The 11,554-nt window shown below is 43.5% G+C and carries 10 protein-coding genes; 6 read left to right on the top strand and 4 right to left on the bottom strand.

Annotation, left to right across the window (positions count from 1 at the left end; all coding sequences use genetic code 11):
• Positions 1–16 precede the first annotated feature (16 nt).
• From rlmD to cysM, 3 genes are all read right to left on the bottom strand, one after another.
• A complete protein-coding gene (gene rlmD, locus ACNQO6_RS16355; protein WP_440209670.1) occupies positions 17–1,426 on the bottom strand; it encodes a 23S rRNA (uracil(1939)-C(5))-methyltransferase RlmD in 1,410 nt (469 codons plus the stop codon).
• A 9-nt stretch (positions 1,427–1,435) separates the two neighbouring features.
• The gene (locus ACNQO6_RS16350) at positions 1,436–2,257 is read right to left on the bottom strand and encodes a 3'-5' exonuclease (RefSeq protein ID WP_440209669.1); all 822 of its coding nucleotides are present in this window, start codon (positions 2,255–2,257) and stop codon (positions 1,436–1,438) included.
• Positions 2,258–2,335: 78 nt separating this feature from the next.
• Positions 2,336–3,265 (bottom strand): cysteine synthase CysM, encoded by a 930-nt coding sequence (gene cysM, locus ACNQO6_RS16345; protein WP_343578829.1) that lies wholly within the window; start codon positions 3,263–3,265, stop codon positions 2,336–2,338.
• 149 nt (positions 3,266–3,414) lie between these two features.
• Between cysM and ACNQO6_RS16340 the strand changes: the two genes are divergently transcribed.
• The 5 genes from ACNQO6_RS16340 (at position 3,415) to rsfS (ending at position 9,282) form a co-directional block, all read left to right on the top strand.
• A complete protein-coding gene (locus ACNQO6_RS16340; RefSeq protein ID WP_032875850.1) occupies positions 3,415–6,225 on the top strand; it encodes a GacS-like sensor histidine kinase in 2,811 nt (936 codons plus the stop codon).
• A 75-nt stretch (positions 6,226–6,300) separates the two neighbouring features.
• Positions 6,301–7,089: a crotonase/enoyl-CoA hydratase family protein gene (locus ACNQO6_RS16335; RefSeq protein WP_440209668.1), complete on the top strand. Its 789-nt coding sequence runs from the start codon at positions 6,301–6,303 to the stop codon at positions 7,087–7,089.
• A 21-nt stretch (positions 7,090–7,110) separates the two neighbouring features.
• Positions 7,111–7,977 (top strand): NAD(P)-dependent oxidoreductase, encoded by an 867-nt coding sequence (locus tag ACNQO6_RS16330; RefSeq protein ID WP_440209667.1) that lies wholly within the window; start codon positions 7,111–7,113, stop codon positions 7,975–7,977.
• A 30-nt stretch (positions 7,978–8,007) separates the two neighbouring features.
• Positions 8,008–8,802: a hydroxypyruvate isomerase family protein gene (locus tag ACNQO6_RS16325; RefSeq protein WP_440209666.1), complete on the top strand. Its 795-nt coding sequence runs from the start codon at positions 8,008–8,010 to the stop codon at positions 8,800–8,802.
• A gap of 81 nt (positions 8,803–8,883) precedes the next feature.
• Positions 8,884–9,282: a ribosome silencing factor gene (gene rsfS, locus ACNQO6_RS16320; protein WP_005228728.1), complete on the top strand. Its 399-nt coding sequence runs from the start codon at positions 8,884–8,886 to the stop codon at positions 9,280–9,282.
• A 41-nt stretch (positions 9,283–9,323) separates the two neighbouring features.
• Here the strand turns inward: rsfS and ACNQO6_RS16315 are convergent, their stop codons facing one another.
• Positions 9,324–10,595, bottom strand: a complete 1,272-nt coding sequence (locus ACNQO6_RS16315) for a hypothetical protein (protein WP_440209665.1) — start codon at positions 10,593–10,595, stop codon at positions 9,324–9,326.
• 336 nt (positions 10,596–10,931) lie between these two features.
• Between ACNQO6_RS16315 and ACNQO6_RS16310 the strand changes: the two genes are divergently transcribed.
• Positions 10,932–11,552, top strand: coding sequence for an NUDIX hydrolase N-terminal domain-containing protein (locus ACNQO6_RS16310; RefSeq protein WP_440209664.1), 621 nt, complete (start codon positions 10,932–10,934; stop codon positions 11,550–11,552).
• Positions 11,553–11,554 lie beyond the last annotated feature (2 nt).

Raw genomic sequence — 11,554 nt, 5'->3', positions numbered from 1 at the left:
ATATGTAACTCATTTTTTAATCGTTTATCTCTTCGATTTTTTCCAGCTTCTCAATTTTCTCAAACAGGGCAATCGACTCAACATGTTCAGTATGCGTAAACATGTCCATCACCGCAGCTTTCTTTAACCGATAGCCATATTGTGCCAGTACACCTGCATCCCTTGCCAGTGTTGATGGGTTACATGATACATAAACGATTCTTTTCGCTCCAAAATTAGGTACATATTGCATGACTTCAAACGCACCTGATCGTGGAGGATCAATTAATAATGCATCAAATCCCTGTTTCGCCCAAGAATGATGCGAAAAGTCTTTTGTTAAATCTTGTGAAAAGAACATTGCTTGTGACAATTGATTCGCTTTCGCATTTTCAGTTGCCCGTTGCACCATCTCATCACTTGCTTCAACACCCACCACTTGACCCGTTTCTCCCACACGACGTGCAATCGGGAGCGAGAAATTGCCTAATCCACAGAACAGGTCAAGCACTCTCTCCCCTTCCTGTAACTGAAGCAATTCACATGCCAAGTGAATCATCTGTGCATTTACAGCGCTGTTCACCTGGGTAAAGTCTAAAGGTGAAAATGCAAATTTGACTGCAAAATCATCCAGACTGTAATGCAAGCGCATCGGTGCCTGAGCATCATCTACTCGATGTAAACTCTCTGCCCCTTTGGGCTGCAAATACAACTGCCATCCCTTGAGTAACGTAAACTGACGTAATTGGTTGACATCCGACACATTTAATTCATCCAGATGACGAATCAGCAATGCCACCTCGGTATCGCCCATGGCCAATTCTATATGACCGATATGGGCTTTGCCTGTAAGACTTTCGAGTAACTTTCTAAGTTCAGGCAAGCTTTCGGATAAAGTTTGATCCAATACGTTGCACTGCTGGATGGCAGTGAGATGATTACTATGATGCTCACGGAAGCCCATTACCAAACGGTTCTGTTTGGCAATATAGCGCACCCCGATACGGGCACGACGGCGATAATCGGTTTTTACCGAACGGATCGGTGGCAGCCACTGCTCAGGTTCCAGCCCTGCAAAATGTTGTAAATGCGACTTCAACACATTCTGTTTTAATAAAATCTGCTGGTCAGGATGAATATGTTGCAGGCTACAGCCACCACATACTCCAAAATGAGGACAGATCGGATCGACACGACCTTCAGCCGCCTCACCTTCCAGCTTGATCATATCGGCTTCTTCCAGACGAGAAGTCTGGTTGGTAATCTTTGCCTGTACCGTTTCACCGACGAGACCATAGCGAATAAAGACTTTCTTGCCATGCTTTTCTTTAGGATGGTCAGGATGCGTTCCATAATGCGCGATGCCGCGCCCTTCATGAGAAAACGCTTCGATTTGAAAGGTATATGTTGGATATTGGGCTGGGCGATGTTTCGCTTTGTGTTTCAAAAGATGAACCTAATTTTTTGGCGCAAAAGTGGGTGCGGTAAATACAGTATATTGCGATGTTTGTTGCCATACCTGTAAAAATTCTGTTTGTTGCGTTTGAGTTTGTAAATAATCAATCGTCGCCTGAATCAACTGTTGATGATCCTTTTGATTGAGCTGACCTTTTAGCAATAACCAGCGGATATAGACCAACCATGTATTCAGCACATCGCCTTCACAATAACTGGTCAATTTTAACCATTGTTCAGTACGTACATAGTCTGGCACATGATAGCCCACCTCACCACGTTTACCAGGGAAACCCAGCAAACAGGCAATATCATCCAGCTTCTGGAAATTACGACCATTAAACATGGCCATCACATCCATCAGGTCAACATGACGATGATGATAGCGATTCTGATAATTGTTGTACCGCTTCTGCTGGTCAATTTCGCCCTGATCAAACAGGCTCGGCGCAGAAAGGCCATGGTACATGGCACGGAACAGAATCACAGGCAAGTCAAATTGTGAGCCGTTCCAGCTCACCAGTGTCGGCTGTTTCTTGTCAAAAATAGACAGAAACTTGGCCAGCATTTCTGCTTCGCTATTCTGTTCCTGACTGAATGAAAACAGGCGGAAGCCTTTTTCATCAATCCATAATCCAGAAATACAGACAATCTCATGTAAAGGCAGACGCTGAAACTCTACACCTGATTCCTGACGGCGAATCTTGGTCAACGCCTGTTCTACATCGGCTGCTGGCAAATCCAGATCATGGAGATGTGCCCCGGCCTTGAGATCAGTCAGGGTTTCAATATCAAACACTAAAATTGGAAAGCGTAAATTCATTTCAGAATTCCCTTACGGAGCGAAACAGCTCCCTTGAACCAAGGGTGAGCTGTCATTATAACAGCGCCCGACGGGAGATTAGTCTTCATCTTGAACTGAAAATAACCCCGTTGATAAATAACGGTCACCGCGGTCGCAGATAATGCAGACAATCACGGCATCAGGGGTTTCTTCAGCAATTTTCACCGACGCCCAAACTGCGCCACCGGAAGAGGTCCCCGCACTGATCCCCTCGGTACGTGCCAGCTTACGCATGGTTTTTTCTGCTTCAATCTGGGGAATATCAATAATACGATCGACACGACTGCGATCAAAAATGGTTGGCAAATATTCTTCAGGCCAGCGGCGAATCCCCGCGATGCTGGAACCGTCTGAAGGTTGCAGACCGACAATCTGAATATCAGGGTTTTGTTCCTTCAAATATTTAGAAACCCCCATGATCGTACCTGTGGTGCCCATCGAGCTAACGAAATGGGTAATCTTGCCGCCTGTTTGCTTCCAGATTTCAGGTCCTGTGGTCAGGTAATGGGCCTCGACATTGTCTGGGTTACCAAACTGGTTCAGTACAAAACCCTTGCCTTCTGACTGCATTTGCATTGCCAGGTCACGCGCGCCTTCCATACCTTGCTGCTGAGTCACTTCAATCAACTCCGCACCATAGGCCAGCATGGCATCTTTACGCTCCTGACTCATGTTGTTCGGCATGATCAGTTTCATTTTATAGCCGCGCATGGCCGCAACCATCGCCAAAGCAATACCGGTATTACCACTGGTCGCTTCAATCAAGGTATCGCCTGGCTGGATCTGTCCACGTTTTTCGGCCTGTACAATCATGTTATAGGCAGGACGATCCTTAACCGAACCTGCCGGATTGTTACCTTCTAATTTGGCTAATACCATGGCCTGGGTATGACACGCTAAACGCTGCAAACGTACTAAAGGGGTTTTACCGACATACTCATCCAGTAAAAATTCATCTGCTAAAAAATCAGTTTGCGTATTCGTCATGATCGACACCGATATTAAGGTGGCGACTATTGTATGAAAAAAACAGAAATACTGCACCATTTCACTCTGCTTTTTATTGGCAAGCAGGTCTCTGCGCTTATTAGAAAGCATGCTAAGATATTGCGCAGAATGATAAATCTGACCGAACTATGTCAAATTTCAATAAGACCATATCGAAACGTTTACGCCTCAATCATGCTTATGGGCAGTTGATTGCACTGATTCTTGTGCCAATTGCAATTTTGACAAGTGTAGGAATTCTCTGGGTTTTAGCCGAAACCACCAACTCAGCGAAACAGCAACAGCGCTCAGATGCCTCGGCGATTCTGGCGCGTTATCATCAAACCGCGAATGATTTATTAAAGCTGGTGCAAGAGCAGCCCGATCAATATGACCGCGCACAAAACATCATGCAAAAAATGTTTGATGAAAAGAATTTACAACGTGCAGTGCTGATTGATAATAAAGGACAGACCTATTTAAGTGTCGGTTATCAAAACAACCGCTTCTGGCCTAATTTCCCCAATAACAGTAATTTTTTCGGTCCGATTTCGCATAACCACAACAATATTTACGGCGCAAAACTGGACAATGGTAATCCTGATTCCGTCTGGCTGATGATTGAACTGGACAATCAACCGCTGGAACTGGCCCGCTATAAAGTTTTACTTTCATTGGTAGTCACCGGTTTATTGACCATCCTGATTTTACTGTTCTGCCTGAATGTGTTCTCCCGTCGCTGGCTGGCCCCGATCTACGAGATTCGTATGCAGATGCAACGACTCAATGCCGACACCCTCGATCAGCACATTGTGGTGAACAGTACCGGTGAACTGCGTTTACTACAGCGTGACATTGCCAATGTCGTCAAACGCCTGCACTTTAGCTTTCTCGAATTAAAAGAACATACCGAACAGACCGAAGAAGATTTACGTCGGACTCTGGATACCTTGGAAGTTCAGAACATTACCTATCGTCAGGCACGTGACCAGGCGATTTCATCCAATCAGTCCAAGTCGGTTTTCCTCGCCAATATCAGTCATGAACTCAGAACGCCACTGAACAGTATTGATGGCTTTATTCATTTGTTGCTACGTCAGCAAAACCTGAGTAATGAACAGAACCTGTACCTGCAAACCATTCGAAAATCCTCAGCGCATTTATTGGCACTGATTAATGATGTACTGGACTTTTCTAAAATTGATGCGGGTAAACTGGAACTTGAAACCGCCCCCTTTGATCTTGAAGAAGCCATCTTTGATGTGATGGATATGCTCTCGCCGCTGGCGGCACAAAAGCATATCAATATGGCCTTCTATTATGCTGAAAACATTCCACAGCATGTGGTCGGTGATGCGCTACGTTTCAAACAGATTCTGACCAACCTGATTTCCAATGCGATCAAGTTCACCCCTGACGGTGAGATCATTGTGCGGGTGCGGATGGAAGATGATGAAATTGGACAATGTTTATTGCATTTCAGCGTACAGGACAGCGGTATTGGCTTAAGCGGGACTGACCGTAAAAAATTATTTGAATCTTTTTCCCAAGGGGATGCTTCGGTTACCCGTCAATTTGGTGGAACCGGCCTCGGTCTGGCCATTTCCAAGCAGCTCGTACATTTGATGCATGGTCAGATTGGCTTTGAAGACAATCAGGAACGTGCACCTACAGAGAAAGGCTCGACCTTCTGGTTTACCGCATCCTTTAAAGTGGAAGAACAGGATGAGTTTGTCGAGCATCCTCATTTTGACCATTTACAGGTGGTGTCTTATCTGGCCCACCCTGCGACGGCCAGCGTGCTACGTTCCTATCTGGAAAATTATCGGGTTTCTCATATCGAAACCCAATCTATTCTGGACTTGTTTAGCCGTTTAAATCATCTCAATCAGCAAGAAAGCACCTGGCTGATTGTGGACCATAGCGGCGATACCGAAGCACTGTTAAAAGAAATTCGTCAGCGTTATCACGGTAACCTTGCGGTGTATGGTTACCAGATGAGCCTTGATCCGAATATGCTGAATGAATATCGCGCTCGTCCGCTGTATCAACCGCTTAGTCGTCGCGAACTGGTTCAGTTACTCGGTAACCAGCCGATTTTCGAACAGGAACCTGAAGACTTTAATGGTCAAGGCCTACACGTTCTGGCCGTTGACGATCATCTACCGAACCTGATTGTACTTGAAGCTTTACTGGGTGAACTGAATGTCACCACCACCAAAGCACTCAGTGGGCAAAAAGCCATTGATATTATTCAGGAACGTATCGAGCAAAAATCACCGCCATTCGATCTGGTATTTATGGACATTCAAATGCCGGTCATGTCAGGGATTGATACCACGCGCGCCATCCGCTCTCTAGAATCGACGCTTGATAACGGCATGCAACTGCCTATCATTGCCCTCACCGCACATGCGCTGGCAGATGAAAAACAGAAGTTACTTAAAGTGGGCATGAATGACTATGTCACCAAACCGATTCAGATGGAACAGATCATCCAGATCTTGACGCACTGGACCAAGAATAACTTTAGTGCCCAGCCAGTCAATATTGAACAAAAGCGTCCAATCGAGTCCATTGACCCTCATATTCTGAACTGGCAACAAAGCGTGCAGTTGGCTGCGAACAAAGAAGATTTGGCGCAAGACCTGTTAAATATGCTGGTCGACAGTTTCGATACCGAACTTGCAGAAATGCAGCAGTTGATTGAAATGGAGGATTTTCCACAGCTCGAGCATGTGCTGCACCGTCTGTATGGCGCAACCCGCTATGTCGGTACACCGAATCTGCAACAGGTCTCAGGTGAGTTTGAACAGTTTGTTTCGACCTTACGCAAAGAGCGCCGTAAAGCAGATGATCAATTTATCCGTGAAACCAATCATCGTTTCAGCGAGCTCAATACTGCGATTGAACAGGTCAGACAGGCAGCACATTTGATCTTGCATGCGCACGACAGTTAAGGTGACTGGGGTGTCATGTTTCAGCCCTGACACTCATGTTATGCTGCCTCATCGAACACAATAAGAGTAAGACAGATGGCACTTTTACGCGTTGAAAAGAACAATGGAATTGCGACCGTTTCTTTAAACCGACCAGACAAACGCAATGCAATGAGCTTTGCCTTGCTAAAAGAACTGGTGATCACCGCCAAAAAAATTGAAAAAGACCGTTCAATCCGCTGTGTCATCTTAACGGGTGAAGCCAATGTATTTAGTGCTGGCATCGATCTGTCTGATCTAAACAACCCGAAGAATACGGCATTTGCAGCATGGGAACTGATCAAGCCTGGCCAGAGCCTGTTTCAAAAAGCATTTTTAATCTGGCAGAACCTGCCGATTCCTGTGATTGCAGCCATTGAAGGCTTTTGCTTTGGCGCTGGCATGCAACTGGCACTTGCCGCAGATATTCGTATCGCAACACCAAGTACTAAAATGTCGATTATGGAAAGTCGCTGGGGCCTTGTACCGGATATGGGACTGACCCGTTCGCTGAAAGGTCTGATTGGCGTTGATCTTGCCAAAGAACTGACGCTGACCGCACGCATCTTTGATGCCGAATATGCCAAGCAAATTGGTCTGGTGACGCATTTAGACAACGATCCATTGGCAAAAGCCCAGTTGATTGCCGGAGAAATGTTACAGCGTTCACCCGATGCGATTATGGCCGCAAAACGCGTGCTGGACGCAATGGAACACCAACCGGAAAAAGCATTACGTCTGGAAAAGCTGTGGCAACTTAAATTATTGTTAGGTAAAAATAGTCGTCTTGCGCGTAAGAAAGATAAAAATCCGGAAGTGGAATTTTTACCGCGCCAATATAAATAAGCACAATCAGGGAACATTCACATGCAGGTTAATCAACAAACACCTATCGCATTTTTAGGGATGGGATTAATGGGCACACGTATGGCCAGCCGACTGTTACAAGCGGGTTATACGGTGGCGGTCTGGAACCGTAGTCCTCATGCATGTGAAGTGCTGATTCAACAAGGTGCTCAAAGTCTGGACTTGGCAGAGATTGGAAATTATCCTGTGGTTTTAACCTGTCTAGCCGATGATCAGGCAGTTCAAAATGTGTTTTCCCAAATTCAGCCAGCCTTAAAAGCACAACAAATCATTGTGGATTTTTCCAGCCTATCCGTTGCCGCGACGTTAAGCCTTGCTCAAGCAGCACAACAACAGGGTGTGATCTGGATTGACTCTCCTGTATCCGGTGGAACCATGGGGGCTGAACAAGGAACCTTAGTCATTTTTGCAGGTGGTGATGCGGAGATCATCCAGCAACTTGATCCTATTTATCAGGTGCTGTCCCAGCGTGTGACCCGTATGGGTGACTCGGGTACAGGCCAAGCCACCAAGATTTGTAATCAGTTAATTGTGGCTGCCAACAGTACTTTGATTGCTGAAGCGGTGGCACTGGCGGATCAGGCCGGCGTAGACACCACCCTGCTCGCACCCGCCCTTGCAGGTGGCTTTGCCGATTCAAAGCCGTTCCAAATATTAGCACCGCGCATGGCAACCGATACCTTTGAGCCGGTACAATGGAAAGTGCAAACCCTGTCAAAAGACCTCAACAATGCACTACAACTGGCACAAAGTTTTAACTTAAAGATACCTGTTGCACAAAAAGCTCTACTACAGTTACAAGCCCACCAAGAAAATGGCTTTTCCGAGAAGGATTTAGCTACTATTATCAAAGTTATAGAACAATAAACAGGGTCTATTGATTCAGGGAGTCAGAACATGAGCCATCTCGCAGTCAATTTATCAATGATCTTTACCGAAGTCCCTTTAATTGAGCGCTTTGCTTTGGCCCATGCGCACGGATTTCAACAGGTTGAAATTCAGTTTCCTTATGAATTAGATGTAGTTGATCTACGTACCCAACTGGAACAGCACAATCTGTCACTATGCCTGATTAATGTTCCTGCCGGTGATCTGATGCAAGGCGGTAACGGGCTGGCAGGCATCCCGGGAAAAGAAATTGAATTCCATCAGGCACTTGAACTGGCAATACGCTATGCCACCGCACTCAATGTGCCGCGCGTTAATATTCTGGCTGGCAAACAACCGCTGGATGCAGATCTGCTCCCTTGCCTGAATACGCTGGCCAGCAACCTGAAGCTTGCTTGCCACATGTTGAGCGAGCAAGGAATCGAACCGGTTTTCGAGATGATTAATGGCACCGATATGCCACGTTTTTTGATTCAGAACATTGCTCAGGGTCAGGAAATGTTAGAGGCAGTCAACCATCCGGCCTTAAAAATGCAATATGACTGTTATCATATGGCGATGATGGGGGAAGATGTTTTAGCCGGGCTACAAGAAAATCTGCACCAGATTGGACATATTCAATTTGCCGACTGTCCGGGTCGCCATGAGCCAGATACAGGAAATATCCCGTATAAACAAATCTTTGACTGGCTGCTACAAAGTGACTATCGCGGTCTTATGGCAGCGGAATATCGACCAAAAAACCAGTCAGATCAATCTTTTGCTTGGAAAAAGAAGTACTTTTCCAATGATGTGAATACATAAACTGTTACTGCTAAAATTTGAACTTTTTAGAGAAAAACGGTATATTTGACAATGAGCAATTGTCAGGAAAATATACCCTCTATGAATTTAGAACCATCGCCCAGCGCTTCTAATTCTCACGACCTAAAAATCAAAACAGCGAACAAAGATGTACACGCTTGCCTTAAAGTTGTACATGAAGCTCTCACTGATGTAAAAGCCAAAGATATTCTTGAACTTGACGTAAGTACGATCAGCAATGTTGCCGATGCAATTGTAATTGCAAGCGGTACATCGACACGTCACGTTAAAGCCCTTGCAGATAATGTTGCTGATGAAGCACGTAAAGCAGGTTTCCGCCCAATCGGTGTCGAAGGTGAACGCGATGCCGAATGGATCTTAATCGATCTCGGTTTCGTTGTGGTACATGTAATGTTACCAACCGCGCGTAAGTTCTATGACCTAGAAAGCTTATGGCGCGCACCCGAATCTGTAGCGTAAAGCTCTCCAAAAAAGCGACCAAATCGGTCGCTTTTTTATATTTAAGTAAGTAACTCTTGGACTTTTTCACATTCCACTTGATATTGTTTTGTGAGATTAAAAACCTGACAAAAGGTAGCAAATAAAGCACCCCGCTCCGACTTTTCTTCATTCGTCCAAATTGGTTTATAGTACTGATACTGGACCTCACTTAATAATTCCTTAACCTTTTCTACTAGAATCTGTTTTTCTCTGTTGGTATGACCATATTTCCATAGGCAGATAAGCCAATCAAACTTATTCCAAAAAGAAAAATGATCGCAAGCCTCTAAACGTTGAGCTATACCAAGCTGCTCATTACTAAATTGATAAAGATTATCAAGCTGTCTAGGTTGAATACGTTCAAGTAAAATAAATTTTCGCAACAAATAAAAAGGTAATCTTAGTTGTTTTTCTTCCAGCACTTTCACAACTTCATTTAAATCAAAATATTCCAACTTCATCGCCTTATATAAAACAACAAATAAAACAGAAGGTTGATTTAAAAGCTTAATCAAAGAATAAAAGTCCTGCTTATCCCATTTTAATAACAACATTTGCATCAACCCGAGTCTAACTTTTTGTTCAGTTAAAGAAGAGGGGATTAAGAACTTTTCAAAGTATTTAGAAAAATCAAAATTCCGTTGTTTTAACTCATAAATAGCAATATCGATGATTGATAAATACTGACTATTCAGTGCTTGAAGTAGAATAACTTCATCCAACTCACCCCGCTGTTGCAATTCATATAAAATTGCTTTTTTAACATCAGCGTATTGCGTTTGTATTAGCTGCTGCTTTATGAATACAACATCTTGCTTCACAACAAAAGAAATCCAGTATTTACGAATTCCTTGATCATTGGCGAATTGTGCTATCTCTACCAGCTCAAGCTCCGAAAGTAATTTTTTATCTAAAAGATAGTGATAAAGCGTTCGACTGAGTTTTCCTTGTTTAAAACGTAATACAGGTTTTACCTTATCCAAATTCTGGGATATTTTCCTCATCAATATATCTTCAATCTCACCCACGATACGAATTCTTTTATGAATCGCATAAATATCAAGAAAGTAATCAAGACAAAGATCTATACATTCAGGTCGGTCAACCCATCTCAATAAATGTTGAGCTGCTAGTTTTCGGTTAATAGGTACATAATCGCTTAATTTGCGTAACAAATGCGGAAATAAGATTGGTTCAAAACACCCCTTTAAGTGTTTCAAGGCAGCTTCACGCTCGTATCCATCATACCAATAAAGCTGGTTAATATACTTTTGTAACTTATCTGGAGTCATTATATTCAAAACATTTTATAAAATTATCACTGCAAGACATTAAAGCCGTTTTATAAATAAATAGAAAGTTAATGAAAACGAATTTCATCAATTTTATCCCGCTTCGTAAGACCATGTTTAGCTTCTGACCTAGAAAGCTTATGGCGTGTACCCGAATCTGTAGCGTAAAGCTCTTCAAACAAGCGACCGAATCGGTCGCTTTTTTTATACTTAAAAACTCGTTTTAAGCTATTTTTATGATTCCCTATTCAGCTTGATAAATTCCTTCTTTGCATTGCCAATCAACATAACAATGCTAGTATGGATTCAATGATCAGCAATTAAATCTAAAACAAGATGAAAGATTCAACCGAATGGATTGAAACACTCAACAAAATTACTGGACTAGCGCAAACAGGTTTGTACTATTCAAAAGATGTCTATGACAAAGAACGTTATGACCAGATTATCAGTTATGTCCGCACTTTGATTGATTTAAAAGAAATAGACACTCAAGACTTTATTGCAGACGTGCTTCAAGATGTCGGATATGCAACACCTAAAATAGATGTACGTGCAGTCGTATTTAAAGACAATAAACTCTTATTAGCCAAAGAAACACAGGATGGCTTATGGTCCGTTCCAGGTGGCTGGGCTGATATTGGCTACTCAGCAGCAGAGAATGCAGAAAAAGAAGTATTAGAAGAAACAGGTTTAGAAGTGAAAGCAACAAAATTGCTCGCACTGACAGATCGAAGAAAACATCCTCATCCAGCCATGTTTTTACATGTGTATAAGGCTTTCTTTTGGTGTGAAATCACTGGCGGTGAGTTAAAACCAAGTATTGAGACCTCTGAGGTTGGATTCTTTGGTAAAGATGAACTGCCACCCATTTCCACAGCACGTGTCACAGAAGCACAAATTCATCAATTTTTCGAGTTACTGCAAGGACTACCCGAAAATACATATTTTGATTAATC

This window comes from Acinetobacter calcoaceticus, from assembly GCF_051947995.1.
GTDB lineage: Bacteria > Pseudomonadota > Gammaproteobacteria > Pseudomonadales > Moraxellaceae > Acinetobacter.
Note: the sequence above shows the minus strand (reverse complement) of the source record. Positions and strands in the feature narration are given on the sequence as shown.

Bases quoted from the DNA above. Each gene is read 5' to 3' on its own strand.
- ACNQO6_RS16350 (WP_440209669.1), bottom strand. From the start codon at position 2,257: ATGAATTTACGCTTTCCAATTTTAGTGTTTGATATTGAAACCCTGACT.
- cysM (WP_343578829.1), bottom strand. From the start codon at position 3,265: ATGACGAATACGCAAACTGATTTTTTAGCAGATGAATTTTTACTGGAT.
- ACNQO6_RS16340 (WP_032875850.1), top strand. From the start codon at position 3,415: ATGTCAAATTTCAATAAGACCATATCGAAACGTTTACGCCTCAATCAT.
- ACNQO6_RS16335 (WP_440209668.1), top strand. From the start codon at position 6,301: ATGGCACTTTTACGCGTTGAAAAGAACAATGGAATTGCGACCGTTTCT.
- ACNQO6_RS16330 (WP_440209667.1), top strand. From the start codon at position 7,111: ATGCAGGTTAATCAACAAACACCTATCGCATTTTTAGGGATGGGATTA.
- ACNQO6_RS16325 (WP_440209666.1), top strand. From the start codon at position 8,008: ATGAGCCATCTCGCAGTCAATTTATCAATGATCTTTACCGAAGTCCCT.
- rsfS (WP_005228728.1), top strand. From the start codon at position 8,884: ATGAATTTAGAACCATCGCCCAGCGCTTCTAATTCTCACGACCTAAAA.
- ACNQO6_RS16315 (WP_440209665.1), bottom strand. From the start codon at position 10,595: ATGACTCCAGATAAGTTACAAAAGTATATTAACCAGCTTTATTGGTAT.
- ACNQO6_RS16310 (WP_440209664.1), top strand. From the start codon at position 10,932: ATGAAAGATTCAACCGAATGGATTGAAACACTCAACAAAATTACTGGA.